The sequence below is a fragment of the Pedobacter riviphilus genome (assembly GCF_014692875.1).
In the GTDB taxonomy this organism is placed as follows: Bacteria; Bacteroidota; Bacteroidia; order Sphingobacteriales; family Sphingobacteriaceae; genus Pedobacter; species Pedobacter riviphilus.
The window spans coordinates 1,306,088-1,331,705 of record NZ_CP061171.1 but is presented as its reverse complement, the minus strand read 5'-3'; the positions used below and the strand labels follow the sequence as shown (position 1 = coordinate 1,331,705).

Annotated in this window: 17 protein-coding genes; 13 read left to right on the top strand and 4 right to left on the bottom strand. The window is 38.1% G+C overall.

The annotated features are described in order from the left end of the window. Positions 1 to 69: 69 nt before the first annotated feature. Positions 70 to 2,244 carry a glutamine synthetase III family protein gene (locus H9N25_RS05520; RefSeq protein WP_167293773.1) on the top strand — a complete coding sequence of 725 codons (2,175 nt, stop codon included), beginning with the start codon at positions 70 to 72 and terminating at the stop codon, positions 2,242 to 2,244. 1,336 nt (positions 2,245 to 3,580) lie between these two features. Then, a complete protein-coding gene (locus H9N25_RS05515; RefSeq protein ID WP_190328213.1) occupies positions 3,581 to 4,762 on the top strand; it encodes an AIR synthase-related protein in 1,182 nt (393 codons plus the stop codon). A gap of 259 nt (positions 4,763 to 5,021) precedes the next feature. On the opposite strand, the gene H9N25_RS05510 is transcribed toward H9N25_RS05515, so the two are convergent. Continuing rightward, complete coding sequence (locus H9N25_RS05510; protein WP_190328212.1) at positions 5,022 to 6,197, bottom strand: M12 family metallopeptidase; 1,176 nt, start codon at positions 6,195 to 6,197, stop codon at positions 5,022 to 5,024. Positions 6,198 to 6,608: 411 nt separating this feature from the next. Here H9N25_RS05510 and H9N25_RS05505 point away from each other — a divergent pair, with 411 nt between their 5' ends. Continuing rightward, positions 6,609 to 7,244 (top strand): acetyltransferase, encoded by a 636-nt coding sequence (locus H9N25_RS05505; RefSeq protein ID WP_190328211.1) that lies wholly within the window; start codon positions 6,609 to 6,611, stop codon positions 7,242 to 7,244. Between the two features lie 101 nt (positions 7,245 to 7,345). Here H9N25_RS05505 and H9N25_RS05500 read toward each other — a convergent pair whose 3' ends face one another. Further along, the gene (locus H9N25_RS05500) at positions 7,346 to 10,738 is read right to left on the bottom strand and encodes a TonB-dependent receptor (protein WP_167293770.1); all 3,393 of its coding nucleotides are present in this window, start codon (positions 10,736 to 10,738) and stop codon (positions 7,346 to 7,348) included. A 615-nt stretch (positions 10,739 to 11,353) separates the two neighbouring features. On the opposite strand from H9N25_RS05500, the gene lpdA reads away from it, so the two are divergent. From lpdA to asnS, 9 genes are all read left to right on the top strand, one after another. Further along, positions 11,354 to 12,742, top strand: a complete 1,389-nt coding sequence (lpdA, locus tag H9N25_RS05495; protein ID WP_169502079.1) for a dihydrolipoyl dehydrogenase — start codon at positions 11,354 to 11,356, stop codon at positions 12,740 to 12,742. A gap of 193 nt (positions 12,743 to 12,935) precedes the next feature. Beyond that, the gene (locus H9N25_RS05490; RefSeq protein WP_190328210.1) at positions 12,936 to 13,775 is read left to right on the top strand and encodes an MBL fold metallo-hydrolase; all 840 of its coding nucleotides are present in this window, start codon (positions 12,936 to 12,938) and stop codon (positions 13,773 to 13,775) included. After that, the gene (locus tag H9N25_RS05485) at positions 13,776 to 14,336 is read left to right on the top strand and encodes a GNAT family N-acetyltransferase (protein WP_190328209.1); all 561 of its coding nucleotides are present in this window, start codon (positions 13,776 to 13,778) and stop codon (positions 14,334 to 14,336) included. Between the two features lie 112 nt (positions 14,337 to 14,448). Then, on the top strand, positions 14,449 to 14,808 hold the full coding sequence (locus tag H9N25_RS05480) for a hypothetical protein (RefSeq protein ID WP_167293766.1): 360 nt from the start codon (positions 14,449 to 14,451) through the stop codon (positions 14,806 to 14,808). A 511-nt stretch (positions 14,809 to 15,319) separates the two neighbouring features. Continuing rightward, complete coding sequence (locus tag H9N25_RS05475) at positions 15,320 to 15,847, top strand: ferritin (RefSeq protein WP_167293765.1); 528 nt, start codon at positions 15,320 to 15,322, stop codon at positions 15,845 to 15,847. A gap of 623 nt (positions 15,848 to 16,470) precedes the next feature. Continuing rightward, on the top strand, positions 16,471 to 17,919 hold the full coding sequence (locus tag H9N25_RS05470) for a circularly permuted type 2 ATP-grasp protein (protein ID WP_190328208.1): 1,449 nt from the start codon (positions 16,471 to 16,473) through the stop codon (positions 17,917 to 17,919). A gap of 10 nt (positions 17,920 to 17,929) precedes the next feature. Then, complete coding sequence (locus H9N25_RS05465) at positions 17,930 to 18,865, top strand: alpha-E domain-containing protein (protein ID WP_167293763.1); 936 nt, start codon at positions 17,930 to 17,932, stop codon at positions 18,863 to 18,865. Between the two features lie 105 nt (positions 18,866 to 18,970). Then, positions 18,971 to 19,966, top strand: coding sequence for a transglutaminase family protein (locus tag H9N25_RS05460; protein WP_190328207.1), 996 nt, complete (start codon positions 18,971 to 18,973; stop codon positions 19,964 to 19,966). A 122-nt stretch (positions 19,967 to 20,088) separates the two neighbouring features. Beyond that, positions 20,089 to 21,537: an asparagine--tRNA ligase gene (gene asnS, locus H9N25_RS05455; RefSeq protein WP_167293761.1), complete on the top strand. Its 1,449-nt coding sequence runs from the start codon at positions 20,089 to 20,091 to the stop codon at positions 21,535 to 21,537. 148 nt (positions 21,538 to 21,685) lie between these two features. Here the strand turns inward: asnS and H9N25_RS05450 are convergent, their stop codons facing one another. Continuing rightward, positions 21,686 to 22,672 carry a BtrH N-terminal domain-containing protein gene (locus tag H9N25_RS05450; protein ID WP_190328206.1) on the bottom strand — a complete coding sequence of 329 codons (987 nt, stop codon included), beginning with the start codon at positions 22,670 to 22,672 and terminating at the stop codon, positions 21,686 to 21,688. A 462-nt stretch (positions 22,673 to 23,134) separates the two neighbouring features. Further along, complete coding sequence (locus tag H9N25_RS05445) at positions 23,135 to 24,796, bottom strand: FMN-binding glutamate synthase family protein (RefSeq protein WP_190328205.1); 1,662 nt, start codon at positions 24,794 to 24,796, stop codon at positions 23,135 to 23,137. Between the two features lie 83 nt (positions 24,797 to 24,879). On the opposite strand from H9N25_RS05445, the gene H9N25_RS05440 reads away from it, so the two are divergent. Continuing rightward, complete coding sequence (locus H9N25_RS05440) at positions 24,880 to 25,500, top strand: L-threonylcarbamoyladenylate synthase (protein ID WP_167293758.1); 621 nt, start codon at positions 24,880 to 24,882, stop codon at positions 25,498 to 25,500. The last annotated feature ends 118 nt before the right edge of the window (positions 25,501 to 25,618 follow it).

Genomic DNA, 25,618 nt, shown 5'->3' with positions numbered 1-25,618 from the left:
AAAAATAATACGATTCTTTTACTGAAATTAATAAAATATACTATTTTTGACAAAAAACATAACAAATTAATGAAAAGCTTAAGAACCATCGCATTAAAAGAGGCTCAAAACAGAATTTCACCTGAAGTTAAATCTCCTTCAGCGAAAATTTCTGATTTTTACGGCTCGAATGTATTTGATAAGAAAAAAATGAGAGATTTCTTATCTAAGGACGTGTATGAAAAATTAATTTCATCTATCAACCAGGGTGAGTTAATCAATTCTGACGATGCTAACCAAATTGCTACAGCTATGAAAGCTTGGGCAATGAGCGCTGGCGCAACGCACTACACGCACTGGTTCCAGCCATTAACTGGCACAACTGCTGAAAAACATGATTCGTTTTTTGAGCCAAGCGGCGATGGTGCTATCGAAAAATTTGCAGGTAGCGCATTAGTTCAACAAGAGCCAGATGCTTCTAGTTTCCCTAACGGTGGTATCCGTAATACTTTCGAAGCTCGTGGTTATACTGCTTGGGATCCTTCTTCTCCAGCTTTCATCATGGAAAGCAAAGCAGGTAAAACACTATGTATCCCTACAGTATTCGTATCATATACCGGAGAAGCCTTGGATTATAAAGCACCTTTATTAAAAGCATTAGCTGCGCTTGATAAAGCTGCTGTTGATGTTTGCCAGTATTTCGATAAAAGCATTACTAAAGTAAATGCTTCTTTAGGTATCGAACAAGAATATTTCTTGGTTGATGAGTCATTGTTCAATGCTCGTCCCGATTTATTGTTAACAGGCCGTGCTTTATTCGGACACATGTCTGCTAAAGGCCAACAATTAGAAGATCATTATTTCGGTTCTATCCCTGAACGCGTATTCAGCTACATGGTAGATTTCGAAAACGAAGCCTTAAAATTAGGTATTCCATTAAAAACGCGTCACAATGAGGTTGCCCCTTCTCAATTTGAGTGTGCACCAATTTATGAAGAAATCAACTTAGCTATCGATCACAACCAATTGTTGATGGATTTGATGGAGAAAGTTGCCCGCCGTCACCACTTCCGTGTTTTATTACACGAAAAACCATATGCAGGTATCAACGGATCAGGTAAACACAACAACTGGTCGCTAATTACCGATACCGGTAAAAACTTATTGGCACCAGGTAAAACACCTAAAAATAACTTAATGTTCCTTGCTTTCTTTGTAAATACCATTAAAGCAGTTAGCGAGCATGCCGATTTATTACGTGCAAGTATTGCATCAGTAAGCAACGATCACCGTTTAGGTGCTAACGAAGCGCCACCAGCAATTATCTCTATCTTCTTAGGTTCTCAATTGAATGATGTATTAGATGAGATTGAGCACTCACGTATCAGCAAAAAAATCAAAGAAGATAACGCACTTTGGTTAGGTATCCCTAAAATCCCTCAGATTTTATTAGATAATACCGACCGTAACCGTACTTCTCCTTTCGCATTTACAGGTAACAAATTTGAGCTTAGAGCTGTTGGATCTTCAGCAAACTCTTCTGCTCCAATGACGATCTTAAATGCGATCATGGCCGAGCAATTGGTTAAATTTAAAACTGAAGTGGATAAATTGATCAAAAAAGGTGATAAAAAAGACATTGCTTTATTAACCGTGATCAAAAAATACATCAAGGAATCTAAAAATATCCGTTTCGAAGGTAATGGTTATAGCCAGGAGTGGGAAGATGAAGCTGCTGCACGCGGTTTATCAAACATCAAAACTACACCAAAAGCTTTAGATGCTTACTTAACTGAAAAATCAGCTGAGTTATTTGCAACAACAGGTATTTACAGCCCACGTGAAATTCATGCCCGTCATGAAATCATGTTAGAAAACTTCTATAAAAAATTACAGATCGAAGCACGCGTAATGGGCGAAGTGGCTAACACCGCCATTATCCCAGCTGCAATTGCTTACCAAAACGCTTTGATCGAAAACGTACAAGGATTAAAAGCAATCGGTGTAGACAGCAAAGTTTCTCTTGATATCGTGAAAAAATTATCAGAGCATTTAGAAATTGTGAAAACCAATATCGATGCGATGTTAGAAGAACGTAAATTAACCAACAAAATCGAAGATACCCGCGAAAAAGCGATTGCCTACGATGAGAAAGTTAAATCTTACTTCGATACCATCCGCTACCACGCTGATAAATTAGAGCAAATTGTTGACGACAGCGTTTGGCCTTTACCAAAATTCAGAGAATTATTATTCATGAAATAGATTTTAAGCCGTAAGGTTTAAGGTATAGGGCGTGAGGTTAAACCTTACGCCCTTTTTTGTTGGTTCAATTGGTCCGGTCATCTTAACAACTGAAAATTGCAAACTGGTTAATCGTTTAATTGAAATTCCTACATACCGTCATCCTGAACTTGTTTCAGGATCTATTCACAGTGGATCTGATAGCTTCTTTTTTATGGAAAGCAATAGCAGTGCTCATTGGTTAATCCAGTCCTGCTTTTCTTCCTGCCGTAAACTTCACTTCAGTTCTTTAATCCATCTCTCACAGCATCCATGCAATCAGGTTTATTTAACATAGGCCAGTGCAAGGAAAAAAACCGCCATCACGCGCAATCCTCAGTACCCTAAGCCCGATTGTACGGATGCCGTTTTAATCGACAGTTTTTTTTAATCTAAGAAATTTAAAACGGCAGGAGGAAAAGCGGGGCTGAAAACCGCCATGAAAGACTACCTTCCACTTCCAAAACCTTTTCCAATTACATTATTTTCATCATGGTTAGTGGCTTAGTAAGCTAATATTTTTCCAGGAAAGCAGTCCCAGTGCTCATCGGTTAGTCCAGTCCTGCTTTCCTTCCTGCTGTAAAATTTTCTTCAACTTTTAAATCCACCGTTTACAGCATCCATGCAATCAGGTTTATTTAACATAGGCCCGTGTAAGGGAAAAAACCGCCATCACGAACAATCCTCAGTACCCTAAGCCCGATTGTACGGATGCCGTTTTAATCGACAGTTTTTTAATCTAAGAAATTTAAAACGGCAGGAGGGAAAGCGGGGCTGCAGACCGCCATGAAAAACTAACGCTCACTTCCAAAACCTTTTCCAATTACATTATTTTCATCATGGTTAGTGGCTTAGTAAGCTAATATTTTTCCAGGAAAGCAGTCCCAGTGCTCATTGGTTAATCCAGTCCTGCTTTCTTTCCTGCTGTAAAATTTTCTTCAACTTTTAAATCCACCGTTTACAGCATCCATGCAATCAGGTTTATTTAACATAGGCTCGTGCAAGGAAAAAAACCGCCATCACGCGCAATTCTCAGTACCCTAAGCCCGATTGAACGGATGCCGTTTTAATCGACAGTTTTTTTTAATCTAAGAAATTTAAAACGGCAGGAGGAAAAGCGGGGCTGCAGACCGCCATGAAAAACGGACATCACTTTCAAAAAAAATGAAACCATCCCTTTTACAACTTTAAATCTTTGTGCCTTCGTGGCAAACAAACCCTGGTGCCTAAGGCGCAAAAAAGCCTTGCCATTTAGCCATAAAAAACCTTACGTATTTAGCTTTAGTCTTTCCCCTTAAAACCTTATCTTTGCGCCAACATGAGTGATAACAGGTACAATCAACGTGGCGTTTCTGCCTCAAAAGAAGATGTGCACAATGCCATCAAAAACATCGATAAAGGAATTTTCCCAAAAGCATTCTGCAAAATCATTCCTGATATTTTAGGTGGTGATGCGTCTTACTGTAACATCATGCATGCCGATGGCGCAGGCACCAAATCATCATTAGCTTACGTATACTGGAAAGAAACCGGCGATATCTCCGTATGGAAAGGGATTGCTCAAGATGCCATTATCATGAATATCGACGATTTAATCTGCGTTGGTGTTACCGATAATATCCTCCTGTCATCAACCATTGGCCGCAATAAAAACCTGATTCCTGGTGAAGTAATTGCTGCTGTAATTAACGGAACGGAAGAAATTTTAGCCGATCTGCGCGAGCAAGGCATCTCAATTTATTCTACCGGCGGCGAAACTGCCGATGTTGGCGATTTAGTGAGGACCATTATTGTCGATTCTACAGTGACCTGCCGTTTAAAGCGCGAAGAGATCATCAGTAACGATAATATTAAACCTGGTGACGTAATTGTGGCACTGGCTTCTTCCGGACAAGCCACTTACGAAACCGAATATAATGGCGGTATGGGCTCAAATGGCTTAACCTCTGCCCGTCACGATGTTTTTGAGAAGTCTATTGCCAATAACTATCCTGAAAGTTTTGATCCGGCAGTGCCTTTCGACCTGGTTTTTTCGGGCGGTAAAAAACTAACCGACGAAATTGAAATCGATGGTTTTGGTAAAATAACCGTTGGTAAACTGGTACTCTCTCCTACCCGTACCTATGCACCGGTAATCAAAAAGATTTTAGAAAGCTACCGTAACCAGATCAATGGTATTGTGCACTGCAGTGGTGGCGCACAAACCAAGGTGCTTCATTTCATCAATGATGATATTCACGTTATAAAAGACAATTTATTCCCTGTTCCACCACTATTTAAACTGATACAAGAACAATCGGGTACCGATTGGAAAGAAATGTACAAAGTGTTTAATATGGGACACAGAATGGAACTTTACGTACCACAAGAAATCGCCGAAAGCATTATAGAAATATCAAAAAGCTTTAATATCGATGCGAAGATTATCGGCCGCGTAGAAAAAGGCGATCAGAAACAGGTGACTATCGAAAGCGAAAAGGGTACTTTTGTTTATAATTAAGGAATAAAAAATAACAAAAAAGGGCTGAAATTGTATTTCAGCCCTTTTTTGTTATTCACGGTCTACAAATTTATGAAAGGTACTTTCCTCTCTTTGCAACCTCAGATATCAATAAAATACACCTATTAGAATGATAACTCAATCCTACTAAAATATAGTAAAAGCCTTATTTAAAACAAAGCGACACTAAATTATCTCTCATTATTTAAGATATTTAGCTTAATATTTTGATCTTGAATTTAGAATAAAAATGGAATTATCATTGGATTCTAATTGCGTAATAAGTTATACTATAAGACCCATCCACTTCATTCATGTTTTGATCATATTGTTCTTGAAAAATTTCTGTACCTAAAAAATACTCTTGTGTATTAACCGAGAGTGTCTGAATTGATTCTTGAACTTCATAAACATAATTATGATTATTATATTCTTTCCTAGTTGATACAATTTTGATTTTAATTGGTTTAGGTAACCCCATCTGGTTAAAATTAATATCATAAAATTTAATCTTTGCCTGACGAGTAGACCGATTTACATACTCATTTTGCTCGTTTACATACTCATCAGTATAAAACATATCAATATTAATTGGCATATATAAATAATTAACACCATCAATATCTCCTTGCGAAAGGTAATAGCTATCGCTCCATGTAGAGCCATCTTTTTTTGTCATTTGCGGTGATGGATTTCCGTTTACGCTGGCTTCAACTGCATAAGAGCGATATAACATAATAGAATTAAAATCAAAAGTTCCTGTTTGATAGCCAGCTCCCAAATTGTAGATATCATATTGAGACTTCCAATCGTTATTTATGTTTCCGTAATTAACATTAATGTATTGATCTCTATCTGATCTGGTTTGTTCGTGCATTAAGCCAACCGCATGTCCTATTTCATGTACCACCGTCCTAAAACTCGCATTGTTCACTAGTTTTATTTCTTGTCTACCCCCAATCATCCCTAATTGAGATGAGCCAGAACCCTGAGTAGGTGGATAACTAAAATCCACATAATTTGTTTGATTAGTACGTTGAATAAAACGAATTGAGGTATTAGACTCCCATTCATTTATAGCTAGTCCTATATTACTACTATTGATAGTATTACTAATCGTATAATAAACTACGCCACCAGGCCAAAGCTTTTGAAATTCAGTGGTAAAAGTGCTTCTTGGAGTGGATGTTTTATCGCTTGATACTTTATTGTATTCTAAATAAGCGATCTGGTCTTTTGATAAAATAACATCGCCCCCAACAACATATTCTCCTCTGTTGTTAATTTGAGCAGTAACCTGCCCACCGTTCTTTAAATGATAGGTAATTACTTTACCCGGAGTATTTTGTGATTGTGCCTCATTAACAGAAGCTTCTTTTTTACAGGCACTGATAAAGACAATAAGCGCTGCAATAGCATAATAGACTTTTTTCATGTTTAGATGTTTTAATTTTAATTCATGTTGATTAATTATTACGTAAAACAATGGCTGGCCTACTATAAAAGCACAAAAGTTTAGGGATTAAAAGAGAATTAGAATTGAAGGGATAAACTGTTTAAAAAACGGTTCTAAGGTATTCTAGTTCAATGAAAAGATCTTTTTCTGAGAGAGTGTATGTTTCATAGATAGATTTTTTTGTTTTCCATTATAAAAATAGTTATCAACTATTAAGGCGGTTATTTTTTTACATCAAGTAGTTACTTTATTACATGAAATATCATTTTAAAAATACATTCGTTAAAATACCTGTCGCTCAACATTATATCTTTATCGATACATCATTTAATTTTGCTGATATAAATGTATATTGGATTTAAACAAATTACTCCAAACAGGAATAATGTTATGATCAATGTATATCTTCTTGGTGCAGGCAAACATGCTACAGAGCTTAGCGAATATTTAAACGGCAATAACGAATATCAATTAGCAGGATATGTAATAAACCTGGATAATGCCGTTAATCATCCAAATATAGCCAAGCCAGTTATTTTTTTACCATCCTTTTTAGAAAAACATCCTGCTGCTTTACATATTGCATTAATTGGTGCAATAGGCACTTATGAAAGAAAATCGATCATTAAGCCATTAGAAAACAAAGGCTATCAATTCATCAATATCATCCATCGGCACAATTATATCAGTCCCTCTATTAAAATTGGTTATGGCAACTGTATTGCACCAGGCTGTGTAATCAATGCAAATGTGCGTATCGGTAACCACTGTATTGTTAATTCCAACTGCAACATCAGCCACGATTGCATAGTAGAAAACTACGTGACCATTTCTCCCGGCGTAACCATTGCCGGAAACGTAAACATTAACGAAGGTGTTTTTATAGGTGCTGGCGCAACGGTAATCCCAGGCGTAACCATTGAAAAAGGAGCCTATGTAGCCGCTGGCGCTTGTGTTACAAAAGATGTTCCGCCACATGTGATGGTTGCGGGTGTGCCGGCAAAGGTTAAAAAAGAGGTAGGATAGTAATCTGAATAGTTTGCTTCAATAAATCCCATTAGTATTCAGCTTTATAACAAAAAGCCCCGATCGAATGATCGGGGCTTTGACGTTTATCATTTTGAGTGTTAGTTAAAAATGTAACGAACACCAAATTGCATATAATAAGTAGAAGAAATAGTTTGAGAAGTACCAAAAGTATTTCTAACTATATCACCTTGGGCAGCAGCAAGAATAAATGTTGGTTTAGTAGTATCATTAATCGCTGATGCATTTTGAGGAACCAAAATACTAGCATTATTAACAAAATTTACATTACCCCACTTACGGTTTAACAAATTACCAACATTAAAAATGTCTGCTGTAAATTCAAAAGTATTTTTTGACTTACCGTAATTCTTGAAGATTTGTTGAGTAATTCTTAAATCGAATTGATTTCTCCATGGAGAAGTTGCAGCATTACGCTGTGCATATTCTCCTCTATGTTTACTTAAATATGGATCTTGCGCTATATAAGTTTCAAAAATAGCACTTTGTTCTGCTGCAGTATATGATCTAGGATATGCTCTAGTTACAGTAGAGGTACTTACTAAGTTTGCCGGTACAGCAACAAAATTTATTTCAGATGCATCTTTAGGAATATAAATCAAGTCATTTCCAGAAACACCATCTCTATTATAATCAGCACCATATACATATGAATATCTTCCTTGTTGAGATCCTTCATAAAACAATGAGAATGAAGTAGCTAAGTTTTTAAGATACTCTTTTCTATATGAAACACTTGCAATGATACGATCTGGATTTAAGTTTTGAGAATAACTTAATGTTGGAATATTTGGATTAGTAGATGTAGCAGGAATTGACCATAAGTTACCTAGCTGATCCCCACCACCATCACCGTAATTACGTTGATCTGAACGTGTATAAGCAATCATTGCTGATATTCCGCTGTTAAACTGCTTAGTTAACTGACCAGTAATCATCCAGTTATAACCACCTTTTGCATTTGTCATCTCGGTAACATTTAATGAAGATGTTCCATTAGCAGTAGGGATACCAGCTGCATTAATATCTACTTCTTGTCTTCCGGCAACAGAGTTTGGATACAATGGTCTATTATCAGGATAACCAGCAATATTGGTTGCAGTTGGATTCACCAGATTGATGTTTTTAGCGACAGCGACATTTAAATCTTTACCATAAATACCTTCTAATGTTCCTACTATTCCCCAAGGCAATTTAACATCAAATGCTAAACTTGATTTCCAAGTCTGAGGGAATTTTAAATCCGGTGACATAATACTAATGGTTCCTGGGATACTAGTCCCTGCGGCCGGCTTAGTTGCTGTAAGTAAATTTGGAGCAATACTTGGATTAAATGAAGGAACAGCCCCACCATTAAGACTAGAGTAAGTTTGTAAATACTGTAACAAACCTGCATCACTTGATTGTGATACAATCCATACAAATGGAACACGACCGGTAAAAATACCTGTACCTCCACGAACTTGGAATGAACGATCTCCCATCACATCCCAGTTAAAGCCAAAACGTGGAGAATATGATAATCTATTTTCTGGTAAAACACCTGTATCTACTTTTCTTCCATCATGGAAAGTTTGAGCAGCTACAAGAGGGTGCGTTTTAATTTCTGGAGCATCCGGATAAGTTGCTTGTTCAATACGCAAGCCGGCTGTTAATTTTAAACGGTCAGAAACGGTAAATTCATCTTGTAAATAGGCTGAATATTGAGCGAACTTAAAGCTAGGGAAAGCTTGAGAACCATCAGCAGTTAATGGATAAGTTACAGAATATTGCAGCGGCTTAGCTCCATTTTTGAAGTCATCCCATGATTTGAAAGTGTAGAAACCAGTACCAAAACGCTGAAATCCATTTTTGGTAGTACTGAATTCAGCTTGCAAACCTAAGGTAATATTATGCTTTCCTAAAGCTAAGCTCAAGTCATCAGAATAAGTATATCCTTTAACATCTCTTAAATTCCCGTAAGTGAATGGTTCATACCCAAAAGTGGTCAAAACATTTCCTGCATTTGAAGCATTTTGGGTTCCATCCAAGATATCAACTAAAGGAAATGGAGAACTATCTGAATTTCTTGGATCGTTTTGGTGCGAGTAAGTAGCACGTGCAACATTTGTTAGTTTGCTACCAAAGTTCGACGTTAACTCTGCCACTGCAGAATATAGGTTTGCCGCCTGGTAATAGTTAGAATTATAAAAAGGTAATCCAGCATTATTTGCAGTACCCGACCTATTATTGTTATAACTCAACGCGCCAGTAACTCCTGAGTTGGTTACAGATGTACTAGCTGGAGAAGGGCTTTGACTTTCTACCTGATTATACCTAACACTAAAACGATGATTTTTAGTAATGTTCCAGTCTAAACGGGCAAACATTTTTTCGTTATCACTTACATTTGAATATCCTTGATATGGTCCTGTTTTATAACCATATTTAGCATCTAAATATGAAGAAATTTCGTTCAAAAGCGATTGACTAGCTGGCACAACAGTATTAGGGGTACCTGGAGCTCCATAAGGCAATGAAGGAGAAGATGCAATTCTTGTTGTTCCTGGCTGGATAGTGTGTTTCTTTTCATAATTAGCAAAAAAGAATAACTTATCCTTTATAATTGGACCACCAAGACTAAAACCAAAGTTTTTTTCATCTAATTTCTGAATTGCTGCATCTGGAATACGATAAGTTTCTCCGATTCTTTTACCTTGTTGTTCTTCACCACGCATGGTATAAAAAGCACTACCCTGGAAGGTATTCGTACCAGAACGGGTTACAGCACTTATAGAACCTCCAGTAAAACCAGTCTGACGAACATCATAAGGTGTTACGTTGATTGAAATCTGCTCTAATGCATCAATTGAAATGGGCGAACCGCCGGCGGGGATATTCTGACCAATACCAAATTGGTTATTAAAGTTAGCACCATCTACAGTAAAGTTGTTTGAACGGTAATTACCGCCACCAATTGATGTACTATTAGCCTGTGGTGTTAAGCGGGTTAAATCGTTAACACTACGAGTAATTGTTGGCAAGGATTGAATTTGTTGCCTAGCAATTACAGTTGAAGTCCCATTTTTATTTGAATTTAAAATACTGTTAGCACTTTGACCAACAACTTTAACTTCGGCTAATGTTGAACTATTATCAGTTAATACTAAATTTAACAAATAAGGTTCACCAATTTTCAAATAAACTTCAGTTTGTTTCTCTGGCCTGTAACCAACAAAACTTACTTCAATGGTATAAGGACCACCAACACGCATACCACCGATGGTAAAACGACCATCGTTGTTTGTAGATACCGAATAAACAGTCCCAGTTGGTGTATGTGTTGCTTTAACACTTGCACCAGGCAAGGCGCCTTTGGCGTCCTTAATAGTTCCTGTCATTGATGATGTGGTTACCTGTGCGTTAACACCCAATGTAATACCTACAAATGCAACAATAACCAGTACTAATCTTAAAAGTAAAGATTTCTTCATACTTTGTTTTTTAAATGTTTTTTGTTGTTGAATAATAATCTAAAAGGGGATTTTATTGCTGCAAATGTCTTAATAAAATTTAACACATTTTAACATCCAATGTTAAATAATTATTAAGTCAGGCAAAACTTTTCAACATTTAACACATATTACATGAATTATAACTTTCAGTTTATCAATACATTGTTTATAAAACTAAATTTTTAATAATAAAACCAACAGTTGCTTATAATTTAAGCATGAAATTTATATTAACATTGGTATTTTTTAAATAATACATATCCACAACATTTTTTTAATCATAAACATAGCTATTATCCAAGTTTTCGTCAGCTTATCCATATATTATTCTGCAAACCCACCTAATTGTAGCCGTCATTTTTAAACATCGGGGTCAAAACAATATTCAATCATTGTAAATTTTAGCGGTTACCTCAACATTGAGCTAGCCAATTGACATTTTTTTTTTAGTTTTGAGCGATTGTTGCAGGATGAAGATCTTTTAACTTTTTGTAATCCGAATATAGGTAACCGCTATTAAGGGATGAAGCCAGACGATTACAGATAATACAAAACAATTAAAAACAAATCTCTTTAAAATAGATTAAAAAACAGATGAATTACGACGTTATTGTTTTAGGCAGCGGCCCAGGTGGTTACGTAGCTGCAATCAGAGCTTCTCAATTGGGACTAAAAGTTGCAATTGTTGAGCGTGAATCATTAGGTGGTATTTGTTTAAACTGGGGCTGTATCCCTACTAAAGCACTTTTAAAAAGTGCTCAGGTTTTCGAATATATTAATCATGCTGCTGATTACGGAATTACTACTTCGGGTGCTACTGCCGATTTTGCTGCTGTGGTAAAACGTAGCCGTGGTGTAGCCGATGGCATGAGCAAAGGCGTTCAATTTTTAATGAAAAAAAATAAAATTGACGTCATTATGGGCACTGGTAAAGTAAAACCAGGAAACAAATTAGAAGTTAAAGGTGCCGATGGTTCTCAGCAGGAACTAAGTGCTAAAAATATCATCATTGCTACAGGTGCCCGTTCAAGGGAATTACCTAACCTGAAACAGGATGGCAAAAAAATTATCGGCTACCGCCAGGCCATGGTACTTCCCGAATTACCAAAAAGCATGGTAGTGGTAGGCTCTGGCGCTATTGGTGTAGAGTTTGCTTATTTCTATGCTACCATGGGCACAAAAGTAACCATCGTAGAGTTTATGGATAACGTTGTTCCTGTAGAAGATGAAGATGTGTCTAAACAATTATTACGCAGCCTGAAAAAAACCGGTATCGATGTCATGACATCAGCCAGTGTCGAATCTGTTGATACCAGCGGTGCAGGCTGCAAAGTTTCGGTTAAAACAGCTTCAGGTATGCAGACTATCGAGGCCGATATCGTGCTTTCAGCCGCTGGCATTGTGGCCAACATCGAAAACATTGGTTTAGAAGAAACCGGCATAAAAACCGAAAAAGGTAAAATCGTTACCGATGAATTCTATAACACTTCAGTTAAAGGTTATTATGCAATCGGCGATGTAGTTGGCGGACAAGCCTTAGCGCACGTGGCTTCTGCAGAGGGCATTATCTGTGTGGAGAAAATTGCGGGTCAGCATGTAGAGCCTTTAGATTACAACAATATCCCGGGATGTACCTATTGCACACCAGAAATTGCTTCAGTAGGTTATACCGAAAAAGCAGCAAAAGCAGCAGGTTACGAATTGAAAATAGGTAAATTCCCGTTCTCAGCTTCAGGAAAAGCAAGTGCTGCCGGTGCAAAAGATGGTTTTGTAAAATTAATTTTCGATGCCAAATACGGCGAATTATTAGGTGCACACATGATTGGTGCCAACGTGACCGAAATGATTGCCGAAATTGTAGTGGCCCGTAAATTAGAAACAACCGGACACGAAATGATTAAATCAGTTCACCCTCACCCTACCATGAGCGAAGCTATTATGGAAGCTGCTGCTGATGCATACGGAGAAGTAATACACTTATAGGTCTTGAGTCTGTAGTCAAAAGTCTATAGTCCATGATCCAAATAACAAAAACCCTTTAGTTAAAACTGAAGGGTTTTTGTATTTTTAGCCAATTCCAGTCTTGATACTACTTGATACTAGATACTAATTACTTGATACTACAAATTACTTGATACTAATTACTTGATACTACAAATCACTTGATACTACAAAAATGAAACTCCATACCATAAACACAGGCTTTTTTAAACTCGATGGCGGTGCCATGTTTGGCGTAGTGCCCAAAGTAATCTGGCAAAAAACCAATCCGGCCGATGCCAATAACCTCTGTACCTGGGCCATGCGTTGTTTATTGATCGAAGAAGGCAATCAATTAATTTTAGTGGATACCGGGATAGGAAACAAACAGGACGAAAAGTTTTTCAGTCATTACTACCTGCATGGGGACGACTCGATGGAAAAATCGCTGGTACAATTAGGCTTCAGTACAGCCGATATTACTGATGTATTCCTCACACACCTCCATTTCGATCATGTGGGTGGGGCCATTGTAAGAGAAAACGAGAAACTGATACCAGCCTTTAAAAACGCCACATATTGGAGCAACGAAAAACATTGGCAATGGGCTGTAGAGCCGAATGCAAGGGAAAAAGCTTCTTTTTTAAAGGAGAACATCCTTCCAATCCAGGAAAGCGGACAGCTTAAATTTGTAGCCGAAAAAGAAAATATCGAATGGCAAAAAGACATCAATATCAGTTTTGCATACGGCCATACCGATGCTATGATGTTACCCAAAATCAGCTACAAAGGCAGAACCATCGTATATATGGCCGATCTTTTACCTTCTGTTGGCCACCTGCCCCTGCCCTATGTAATGGCTTATGATATGTTTCCTTTAAAAACCTTAACCGAAAAGCAGGCCTTTTTAGAAGAAGCTGTTAACAACAATTATATATTATTCTTAGAACACGATCCCATTAACGAATGCTGCACCCTACAGCGCACAGAAAAAGGCATACGCGTGGCAGAAACCTTTAACCTAAGTAATATTTAGATGATCAGACCAGCCAAGCCCGCAGATACAGAAGAAGTTGTACCGCTGATTATCCAGGCGATGGGCAAGCTGGCGAAGAAATTAACCAATGTAGAAGATGATGAAATAATTAATCGGATCTTTAAACATTTTTTCCAACAAAAGAACAACCAATACAGTTACGAGAATACCCTGGTTTTTGAAAATGAAGGCAAAATTCTAGGCTCTTTAAATGCCTATGATGGCGAAAAACTCCTAATGCTTCGCCAGCCCTTTTTAGCCTACCTGGCTGAACATTACCAGACAAATAACAACAACCCAAGTACCGAGACACAAAGCGGGGAATTTTACCTCGATACCATCAGTGTTAATCCACTGGCCCAGGGAAAGGGAATAGGGAAACAGCTCATTAAAGCAGGAATTGATTGGGCTAAACAACTTGACCACCACGCCATTGGTTTATTGGTAGAACAGAATAACGAAAACGCATTAAAGCTTTACGAAAAAATGGGCTTTTCGGTGCAGAATGAAAAAGAATTTATGGGTGGACTATACCATCACATGGTCTTTAAGCTCAAATAACACCCTACCCCCATACAATTTTGCACCGCTAAACGCTCCATGCTCAGCGCTCTTCAAATTTATTTTCGTTTTTATTTGTATTTAATCTAAATAATGCCAATTTTTGTAACCGATGGAAAAAGCATGTATCGATATTAATGAACTGGTTAACGTATTCTCAAATACACATGGTTCTATTTATCAATCAGATAAGTTAAACTGCTTTTATGTAGATTTTGGCGGCAAGTTTGCACGCTTCAACTGCCTGTCCCTTCAAAAATTAAAAGCTGTTGTAGAACAGATTGATATTGAAGCACTCCTGCTAAATACACACAAAGCCGATTTCGAATTGGTTACCTTTAATGGCTGCGAACACATCTATTTATTAAGTGCTTTAGAAATCATCGCTTTAAAAGATTTACTACAAGGTACTTTTACCATGTTTAAGCTTAACCATATCATTAGCGACTGCCTGTATAGATTGGTTTATTAGTCGTTAGTCAGTGGTTCATTAGTCATTAGTTCATTGGTTAGTTAAAATTGGCTAATAGCTTAACTGCATAAATTGGTTAATCGGTTAATTGTCTAAACTGGTTAACTGCTTACATGAAACTGTCAACTGTTAATTGCCAACTGAAAACTGTACTGTATTAATTACATCCATTTTTCGCTCAATTCCAATCGAAGCGTCATACTGAACCCGAACTATCGGACTGCTTCAGTATCTATCTCATACCAAAAAGATCCTGAGATAAACTCAGGATGACGATTGAGAGTAAAACTGCCAACTGAAAACTAAAAACTTAAAACTGCCCACTATCCTTCTGATCCTCAACCACAATCCGTTTCGCGTTATTCGGACATTTCCCCTCTTAGCCGCCTTATTTAAACTGATTACAAATAACTAATTATCAGCAATTTAGACTAATTTCATATAGCAAATAAATCACACCATTTGGTTAATTTGATGTTACATTTGTATCATTAGTTAAGCAAAGAAAATTATGAAAGACTTAATGCGCATTAAATGTTTAATATCACAGGATATAGAAACATTATTAAATCAGCAGATCAAAAAAGAAGCTCACTCTTCATCACTATATTTAGCAATGTCATCTTGGTGCGACCAAAATGGGTTCGATTTTTCAGCAGATTATTTCTTAAAGCAATCTGAAGAAGAAAGAGTACACCAATTAAAATTGTTCAAATATGTTTTGGATATGGGTGGAAATGCAATATCTCCAGAAGTTTCAGGCATTAAAACTGATTTTGCCGGATTTAGAGAAGTTTTCGAGGATGCTTTAGAAGCAGAAATCGCCATTACCCAAAGTTTTAAAAACCTGGCTGCTAAATGCCATAAAGAACAGGATTTTGTAACCATGGAATTCTTAAACTGGTTCTTGAAAGAGCAACGCGAAGAAGAATACAAAGCGCGTAGGGCATTAGAATTATTCGAAGTGATTGGTGAAGAAGGCACAGGAAGATGGGAAATTGATAAACACGTAAATAAAATTACCTACTCAGAAGAATAACAACAACAAAACATATACTGGAAGCTATCCCGATTAAAATCAGGATAGCTTTTTTTTATGCAATGATTTTCATTTCCGGTACTTCAAGCCGCGAGGAGTCGTCATTGCGAGGAGGAACGACGAAGCAATCTTACTACGATCGCTACAATCCATAGCTGTAAGATTGCTTCGTCGGCTGAAAAAGCCTTCTCGCAATGACGACTTTTCTTTGAGAACGCTCCATTTCGCTACACTTCATCCGATTGCTATCGGATCGAGACCATGACCGATAATAAAAAAGAAAAGCCCCAGTAAACTGGAGCTTTCTTGGTTTAAATTGTTTGGTTTATGTTGATTATGAATAAGTCTTGAAAGTTTTATAAAAAAAGCGCCGTTACCAGCGCTTTTTTTAAACCAAATATATAATAATAATTAACGAGCATTACAAAAGTACAAACTTTATTCATATTAGCAAGTATTTTTATCAAAAAAATTAAAATTTTTAATAAAAAATACATAAAACACTAAAATTCAGACACAAAAACCAAAACAAACAAACATAAAACACATTAATATTAAATTTTATCACAAAAAAAATAGTTTTATTCTTACAAAATCATAATTTAAGGAAATATTTAAGCAAAATGATAGAAGATTTTATAAAAAATTACTTTAATCATCCCAAAACTTACGATGAAATGTTTCTAAATGGTGATAATTACAGAAATCACTATGCAAATTTTATCAGCAATTTCTCTAAAGAGTCGCTCGAGAACCTGAACAAAAAGGAAGAACTCGCTAAAAAGCTATTTATGAGCCAGGGTATTACCTTTACCGTTTATGATAGTGGCGAAGGCATCGAAAAAATCTTTCCTTTTGATATTATCCCGAGAATTATCACTTCAACAGAGTGGTCTTTCATAGAAAAAGGAATAAAACAAAGGTTAAAGGCGCTAAATCTTTTCTTAAAAGACATTTATAGCAATCAATTTATCTTAAAAGACCAGATTGTACCTATAAATGTAATTTATTCTTGCCCGCATTTTTTAAGAGAGATGCACAATGTAAATGTATTACACGATATCTATATCCATATTGCCGGAATAGACCTGATCAGAGATCACGACGGAACATTTTATGTACTCGAAGATAATCTTCGGACACCATCAGGCGTAAGTTATATGCTCGAAAACAGGGAAATTACCAAAAGGCTATTCCCCGATCTTATTCCGCAATGTGGCGTTAGGAGCGTAACCGAATATCCTGCTATATTATATAAAAATTTAATGAGCCTCTCTCCCAGGGCGGTTTCAAACCCAACAATTGTGCTGCTAAGTCCGGGCATGTATAATTCTGCGTATTACGAACATACTACCCTGGCCCGTTTAATGGGGGTAGAATTGGTAGAAGGGCGCGATTTGGTGGTTAAAAACCAAAAGGTATTTATGAAAACCACTACTGGCCTGCAGCAGGTGGATGTAATTTATCGTCGTGTAGATGATGACTATCTCGATCCACTGGTTTTTAATCCGAATAGCGTGCTGGGCGTGGCAGGCCTGATGGGCGCTTATCGCAAAGGTAATGTAGCCATTATTAATGCAGTAGGCAATGGCGTAGCCGACGACAAAGCTGTTTACACCTATGTGCCAGATATGATCAGGTATTACCTGAACGAAGAGCCCATATTAAAGAATGTGCCCACCTACCAGCTCAGCAATAAAGATGAGCTTGATTATGTTTTCGCAAACATCAATACAATGGTCATTAAAAAAACCAATGGAAGCGGTGGATATGGCATGTTAATGGGGCATGCCGCCAGTGAGCAGGAAACTGAAGAATACAAAATTGAAATACTGAAAGACCCACGCAACTTTATAGCCCAACCTACCATCAGCCTATCTTCTGCGCCGTGTTTTATTAACGGAAAACTGGCTCCGCGCAGAATAGATCTCCGCCCGTTTGCTTTAAACGGACCAGATGGCATTTCAATTGTTCCCGGCGGACTAACCAGGGTAGCCTTAAAAGAAGGTTCACTGGTGGTAAACAGCTCGCAGGGCGGTGGCAGTAAAGATACATGGGTTTTAACTTCTTAGAATACAGAATATGTTAAGTAGAGTTGCATCAAGCTTATATTGGTTAAGCAGATATGTTGAGCGAAGCGACGGTATGCTGCGCATGTTAAAAATAAATTACGCTTCCTCACAAGACACGATACAGGAATTTACCTGGAAGCCCGTAATCAGGATTTTTTCGTCAGATGATGAAAATGAACTATTGAATATACAGCACGATAGCCGGGCGGTGATAGAATACCTCCTGCTAAACCGCGAAAACCCAAATTCGATTTTAAACATCGTTACCCTGGCACGGGAAAATGCACGGAGCGTTCAGGAACATATCCCAAAAGATTTATGGCAATGCCTGAACGAATACTACCACACTGTTAAAGATGAAAAGCTATTGTGGTATGTACAAAAAGACGATCCTGTTACCGCATTAGATATCTTGATTAAACAGGTAATGCTGTATAACGGAACGGCCGATAGCGCAATGGAGCGCGGAGAAAGCAGAAGTTTTATGAATATTGGCAAACACCTGGAAAGAAGCATCCAATCGATTGATATTCTGGACATTAAATTCAGCTCGATAAGCAGTAACCCTGATCTATTGACCGATATATCCTACTGGAAACATTTACTACTTTCGTTGGGCGGTTATGAACTTTATCTTAAAACCTACAGGCAGGGTTTCGATGCAAAAAACATCATTGAGCTGGCTATGCTCAACAATGATTTTCCACGGTCGGCATTATACGCCATGAATAATATTGAAAGATATTTTAACCGGTTAAAGAGCGAAAGTAATATCGAACATTACAACAACCTGTCTTTTAAAATAGGGCGTTTAAAAAGTATGATTACCTATAGCTCGGTAAATACCATGAACGAAGAGCAATTGCATCATTACCTTACCGAGATCAGGGCCGAGCTTTTCGGTATCGGAAACCTGTTAAATGAATATTATTTCGCAAATTCATAAACAACTAAATTTTTAACCATAGATTAACACAGGTACTATTTTTTAACCGTTACACCTATTTTTACTCCATTAACTTGCGGTAACATATAAATAACAAAAACCTATATGCCAATTTTCAAAATCAAACATATCACCAATTACAAATACGAATCGCCGGTGCGCGATAGCGCTAACCAGATTATCCTTTTTCCGATTAAAGATGATTTTCAAAAAGTGGTTAAACACGACCTGAATATATCCGGAGGCCCTGAAATTGAAATTTTTATCGATTATTACGGCAACGAAGTAGGCACTTTTACCCAAAACGAACCCCATACCCAACTTAAAATCTTTTCGAAGGTAACTGTAGAAACCTTTCCGAAGCCATTACCGCAAGATGATATGTTTAGTAGCGAGCAATGGAACAGTTTAAGCGCCTTAAAATTTGAAGTACCCTATATTGATTATTTACGGCAGGAAAGTTTTGATGGTATCACCCAGTTAAGGGAAACAGCCTTAGAAATTAAAGGCACCGAAGATACCCCCTACCAAACCGCTATCAGGTACTGTGCGCACGTTTTCAACAACTTCGAATACATTAAAGGTGTAACAGCGGTTGATACCACCATTGATGAAATTTTAAATCTTAAAGCAGGAGTTTGCCAGGATTTTGCCCATGTATTAACAGCTATGCTGCGTTTAACCGGAATCCCTGCACGGTATGTGAGCGGTTATATCTGCCCCAACAGGGATGGTATGCGTGGCGAAGGTGCTACCCATGCCTGGGCCGAGGCCTATTTACCAGAATATGGCTGGCTGGGCCTAGATCCTACCAATAATTGTATTGCTAACGAAAACCATGTCCGCCTGGCAGTAGGCCGGAATTTCGCCGATTGCTCACCCGTAAAAGGCGTTTACAAAGGTGGTTTCGAACATATTATGGAAGTGAATGTATCAGTAGGTTATAACGATGAAGATTTCAATGATAATGAAACTTACTTCCAGCCAAAAGAGGTAAACTATACCAAAGCTTCGGAAACTATAAGCACAGCCAGAACGAAAAATAGCTATCAGCAATATATGGAAGCGATACAGCAACAACAGCAGCAGCAACAACAGTAGGCAGTTTGCAATTGACAGTTCGCAGTTGACAGCTACCCAATCTAAAAAACTGAAAACAGTATACCGAAAACTGCTAACTGATACATTTTTTTTCTAAATTTGCGCCTTTTACAAATAACAATATGATTAAGAGACAGCAAATTAAAGATTTATTAAAGTCGACAGCATTTGACACAGAAGTAACGGTTATGGGATGGGTTAGAACTTTCCGTAATAATCAGTTTATTGCATTAAATGACGGGTCTTGCATGAGCAATATCCAGGTTGTAATCGATTTTAATAATTTGCCTGATGAGCTGTTGAAAAGAATAACAACCGGCGCGGCCATTTCTGCCACAGGTAAATTAGTCGAATCGCTTGGTAAAGGTCAAACCGTAGAGATTAAGGCTACCAGTGTAGAAATTTTGGGTGATAGTGATCCTGAAAAATTCCCATTACAGCCCAAAAAACACAGTTTAGAGTTTTTACGCGAAATTGCACACCTGCGTTTCCGTACCAATACTTTTAATGCCGTTTTTAAGGTACGCCACGCTTTGGCTTTCGCTATCCATCAATTCTACAACGAACGCGGTTTTGTGTATATGCACACGCCTGTAATTACCGCTAGTGATGCAGAAGGTGCCGGTGAGATGTTTAAAGTAACCACTTTAGATTTCGACAATACACCACGCACCGAAGATGGTAAAGTAGATTTCTCACAGGATTTCTTCGCCCGGGCAACCAACTTAACCGTATCCGGTCAGTTGGAAGGTGAATTGGCAGCAATGGCTTTCGGAAAGATTTATACTTTCGGCCCAACGTTTAGGGCAGAAAACTCGAATACAACGCGTCACCTGGCCGAATTCTGGATGATTGAGCCTGAAGTTGCCTTTGCTGATTTAGAAGACAACATGCAACTTGCTGAAGATATGATGAAGTATGTGATTAAATATGCTTTAGACAACTGCAAAGATGAATTAGAATTCTTAAATACCCGTTTAGCTGAAGAGGATAAACAAAAACCGCAGAACGAGCGCAGCGAATTTAGCTTGTTGGAGAAATTGGATTTCTGTTTGGCCAATGAATTTGAACGTTTAACCTATACGGAGGCGATCAGGATCTTAAAATCTTCTAAACCAAACCAGAAGAAACAATTTAAATACCTGATTGATGAATGGGGTGCCGATTTACAAAGTGAGCACGAACGTTACCTGGTAGAAAAACACTTTAAAAAACCGGTAATCTTAACAGATTATCCTGCTGATATTAAATCGTTCTATATGCGCCAGAATGAACCAGATGCTGAAGGCAGACAGACGGTGGCGGCAATGGATATCTTATTCCCGGGTATTGGCGAAATGATTGGCGGATCGCAACGTGAGGAACGTTTAGACCGTTTAACACAACGCATGGAAGCTTTAAACATTCCGCAAGAGGAACTGTGGTGGTATTTAGATACCCGCCGCTTTGGATCAGCTCCGCACTCGGGTTTTGGTTTAGGTTTCGAGCGTTTGGTATTGTTCGTAACCGGAATGACGAACATCCGTGATGTAATTGCGTTCCCTAGATTCCCGAAAAACGCAGAGTTTTAGGAAGGTTTAGGGTTTAGGCAAAATAAATAACCCATTCTCAAAGGAGTCGAGTTTTAAAAACTCGACTCCTTTTTTTTACCTAAAAATTTCTGCATTAAAGTTTGAGATTTATTGTTTTGGTATATCTAATCTGCTGCCAACTGGATAACTATATGGTGGCCAACATCTCCATTGTCTTTTTCTCTTTTTCCGAAATAATCTTTAAGATATTGGATGCTTGTTCAATGTATTTAAAATCTTTTGTTTCACTTACTTTTTCGAATAGCTGTGATACAGTTGTCCAGAGTGCTGCAATTTCTGCAAATGCCTCCCATCCTGTTTTTAGCTTATCAAGCTTCAGCAATTCGTAACTTTCTTTTAAAAAATCACGATACAAATTCCTGAACAATGCGCCACCTGTTCCTGCTTTTTCCATAATCATGGCAGATAGTTTAAATTCATGCACAATGTTTTTACTCGCATTAAACCATTTCACAATTTCAGTACTTGTTTTCAAAATCCCTTTATAGGCAATATTCGTAATGGGTGGGTTCAGGTATTCGATGGCGTTATTTTTAATCGCTATTGGTATGATCTCTTTCAGATCTGGATTATTCCTTTTCTTAGTCTGTTTGAGTGTATAATACAGATTTTTCGAAGCCATAGGTCCTTTTTCAGCCCTCGCCAATGTTAAACTTTCTAAAGAAGTTTTTACCTCCCCACCTTGCTGTCTTGTATCCACTAAAAAAGCATTTTCATCGTCATAGCCATAAATTGCAGCGTAGTGTCCTGCAAAATGAAAAGGGTTCGAAAAATATTCCAAATGGTAGCAATCTAATTTCAGTCCTACAACCTGCCCTTTATCAAGAAGCTGCTTTACATTATCCCAGGCTTTTTGTTTTGAAGAAGTTTCCTTAACAGTTAATTCGAGATTTAAATTTTTAGCGATGTTTTGTGTAAGCAGATCGGTTTTTATTCTTCCTCCTATAAATGGAAAATCCATTGTTTTCATATTCCAATAGATAAACCCAAGCCCTTCACCAAGTCCAAAAAGCATGGGTTCAGAGAGTTCAATCCCCAGTTGCAGCAATAAGGTTCCCGTTGCAGTGGTTTCGCAGTGTTGTCCGTCAAAAGGCTTTAAATGCTCAATTTTCATTTTACCTGATTAATCAAAAACAATATATTATTTTTTTATCTGCCCGGTGCCCAAATGCAACGGTAAATGATTTAAAATAACAATTATATGGTTAGCAAAATTACTATTAGGGTTGAAACAGGTAAAGGTCTTCGACAAGCTCAGACTGACAATATCTAAGTTTAATTGATGATACGACATTATCCAAGGGATTAGAAATGGTTTAAAAATCAGAAATCATTCTGTACAGACATTTGCTGATTAATCCATTAATACCCCTTCATTTCTGGCCACCTAAACCTGATTGACGCGAAAAGCCCGGAGCGAGGAACGAGTGAGGACTTGTAGCAAAAAGCAGGACTACCCAAACCCAAGCACCACTGCCCCTGCTTTCCAAAAAACCAATGAGTTGCCATATGCCAGACTTCCGAAGTTCTACCTACGCTTAGTCTGTTTTTAAACTTCGTAAGTTATCCCTCGCCTTTATCGCCCATCATCATGCATCGTATCACCGTACGGGTTGGCATGTGCATAATCTACCGCCGAAACCTTATAATCGGTTGGTGCAAAACTGGCCGAAGTGCTCAGCGCCATACCCAGCTCGTAACGTGTTGGATATGGCGTTTTTAATAAACTACCTGCCGGGATATATGGAAAAGTTTCCAAATAGCTTTGCATTACACTTGGGCTCACTCGCCTATTGATGTATGCCCTGCTTAACTGATGCGGCTCTCTTAAACCCGCAGCGCCTAATAATTCAACGGCACTGGCCACAGTTAAGTTATGGAAGTTTTTAACCCGAACGGTTTTATCTTCTACCACAAGGCCTTTCATTAAGCTCTGATCTTGCGTAGCCACACCTGTTGGGCAGGTATTGCTGTTACATTCTAAAGCCTGGATACAGCCTAAAGCGAACATCATTCCGCGGGCAGCATTACACATATCGGCACCCAATGCTATATTTTTAACCAGATCGAAACCTGTTGCCACTTTACCCGAGGCAATAATTTTAATGTGTTTTTTCAGGTCAAAACCATTCAAAACATCATATACGAATGCCACACCTTCGCGCAAAGGCATACCTACCGAATTTGAGAATTCCTGTGGGGCAGCACCTGTTCCGCCTTCGCCACCATCAACAGTAATAAAATCAGGATAAATTCCGGTTTCTACCATGGCTTTACAAATGGCATAAAACTCGCTTTTGCGACCGATACACAATTTAAATCCTACAGGTTTACCGCCCGATAAATCACGAAGTTTCTTCACAAACTCCAATAAACCGATCGGAGTGTTAAATGCCGAGTGTGCAGGTGGCGACAATACATCTTTACCTTCGGGCACTAAACGAATCCTGGCGACTTCTGGTGTTACCTTACTGGCCGGCAGCATCCCACCATGCCCAGGTTTAGCACCTTGCGAAAGTTTTATTTCGATCATTTTTACCTGGTCGGTTTGTGCCCTTTCGGCATAAGCATCGTAATTAAAGGTACCATCGGCATTACGGCAACCGAAATAACCGGTACCAATCTGCCAGATTAAATCGCCACCTGGCTGACGGTGATAATCGCTTATTCCACCTTCGCCGGTATTATGGGCAAAGTTGCCCATTTTAGCACCACCGTTTAAAGCGAGAATGGCATTCTGACTTAATGAGCCAAAACTCATGGCCGATATATTATAAATACTGGCAGAGTAAGGTTTTTTGCAATCTGGTCCGCCAACAATAACTCGCGGATCTAAATTTAATTCGTGGTGAGAAATGGCCGCAATACTATGGCTTAACCATTCGTAGCCATTGTCGTAAACATTTAACTGCGTTCCGAATGGAATGGTATCGTTATCTTTTTTTGCACGTTGATAGATTAAAGAGCGGTTTAACCTGCTGTAAGGCGTACCGTTCGTATCGCTTTCTACAAAATACTGGTAAACTTTCGGCCTTAACTCCTCCATAAAATACCTTAAACGCCCAAAAACCGGGTAGTTCCTTACAATACTGTGTTTGGGCTGGTATAAATCGTATACACCAAGAATGACAAAAGGACCTGTAAAAATGAATGTCCACCACAAAAAAGGATGGTAAAGGCCCAGCATAATGGTCAGGGCAACTAAAAATGCGGCAATTGCGACGAAAGCTTTTCTCATAATAATAGATTAGCATATGTTTTGTTGGTACAAAGATTAGGATTATTAAACAACTGACACCATTAATTTGTTATTTTTACGCTATGCTTATTAAGATCTATCCAGAAAACCCCAACGAAAGAGCCATTGAACAAGTTGTTGAAGTATTGAAGAAAGGTGGTTTAATCATCTACCCTACCGATACCATTTATGGTTTAGGCTGCGATATTACCAACCCGAAAGCCATCGAAAAAATATGCAGAATACGTGGTATTAAACCCGAAAAAGCCAATTTCTCTTTTATCTGTCACGATTTAAAGCATATATCCGATTACATTAAACCGATTGACAATACCACGTTCAGGGTGTTAAAGAAAGCTTTGCCCGGGCCGTTTACCTTTATCTTTAACGCGAACAACAACGTACCCAAATTATTAAGTTCCAATAAAAAAACGGTGGGTATCCGTGTGCCCGATAATAACATTGCCCGTTGTATTGTTAAAGAATTGGGCAACCCTATCCTATCTACTTCCATAAAGGATGATGATGATGTAATTGAATATTCTACCGACCCGGAATTGATCCACGAAAAATATGAAGATTTAGTCGACCTGGTCATCGATGGAGGTTTTGGTGATAATGAAGCCTCTACCGTAATCGACTGTACAACAGGAGAGTTCGAAGTGATCCGTGAGGGTAAGGGAAATATTGAGGAGTATTTGTAAGCTTATTATCGTATAAGCCAGATCGCCTATTTTATCAGGCCTGTTAGATTACTTTTTTTTGGAAGTGACGATTTCAGTTCTCTGTTGCGGCCTCCAGCCCTGCTTTACACTTCAAGTC

What these genes read in the sequence shown, in the direction of transcription:
- H9N25_RS05520 (WP_167293773.1), top strand. Translation starts at nt 70, where the DNA reads ATGAAAAGCTTAAGAACCATCGCATTAAAAGAGGCTCAAAACAGAATT.
- H9N25_RS05485 (WP_190328209.1), top strand. Translation starts at nt 13,776, where the DNA reads ATGATCAGACCAGCCAAGCCCGCAGATACAGAAGAAGTTGTACCGCTG.
- H9N25_RS05470 (WP_190328208.1), top strand. Translation starts at nt 16,471, where the DNA reads ATGATAGAAGATTTTATAAAAAATTACTTTAATCATCCCAAAACTTAC.
- H9N25_RS05440 (WP_167293758.1), top strand. Translation starts at nt 24,880, where the DNA reads ATGCTTATTAAGATCTATCCAGAAAACCCCAACGAAAGAGCCATTGAA.
- lpdA (WP_169502079.1), top strand. Translation starts at nt 11,354, where the DNA reads ATGAATTACGACGTTATTGTTTTAGGCAGCGGCCCAGGTGGTTACGTA.
- H9N25_RS05490 (WP_190328210.1), top strand. Translation starts at nt 12,936, where the DNA reads ATGAAACTCCATACCATAAACACAGGCTTTTTTAAACTCGATGGCGGT.
- H9N25_RS05500 (WP_167293770.1), bottom strand. Translation starts at nt 10,738, where the DNA reads ATGAAGAAATCTTTACTTTTAAGATTAGTACTGGTTATTGTTGCATTT.
- H9N25_RS05445 (WP_190328205.1), bottom strand. Translation starts at nt 24,796, where the DNA reads ATGAGAAAAGCTTTCGTCGCAATTGCCGCATTTTTAGTTGCCCTGACC.
- H9N25_RS05480 (WP_167293766.1), top strand. Translation starts at nt 14,449, where the DNA reads ATGGAAAAAGCATGTATCGATATTAATGAACTGGTTAACGTATTCTCA.
- H9N25_RS05460 (WP_190328207.1), top strand. Translation starts at nt 18,971, where the DNA reads ATGCCAATTTTCAAAATCAAACATATCACCAATTACAAATACGAATCG.
- asnS (WP_167293761.1), top strand. Translation starts at nt 20,089, where the DNA reads ATGATTAAGAGACAGCAAATTAAAGATTTATTAAAGTCGACAGCATTT.
- H9N25_RS05510 (WP_190328212.1), bottom strand. Translation starts at nt 6,197, where the DNA reads ATGAAAAAAGTCTATTATGCTATTGCAGCGCTTATTGTCTTTATCAGT.
- H9N25_RS05475 (WP_167293765.1), top strand. Translation starts at nt 15,320, where the DNA reads ATGAAAGACTTAATGCGCATTAAATGTTTAATATCACAGGATATAGAA.
- H9N25_RS05505 (WP_190328211.1), top strand. Translation starts at nt 6,609, where the DNA reads ATGATCAATGTATATCTTCTTGGTGCAGGCAAACATGCTACAGAGCTT.
- H9N25_RS05515 (WP_190328213.1), top strand. Translation starts at nt 3,581, where the DNA reads ATGAGTGATAACAGGTACAATCAACGTGGCGTTTCTGCCTCAAAAGAA.
- H9N25_RS05450 (WP_190328206.1), bottom strand. Translation starts at nt 22,672, where the DNA reads ATGAAAATTGAGCATTTAAAGCCTTTTGACGGACAACACTGCGAAACC.
- H9N25_RS05465 (WP_167293763.1), top strand. Translation starts at nt 17,930, where the DNA reads ATGTTAAGTAGAGTTGCATCAAGCTTATATTGGTTAAGCAGATATGTT.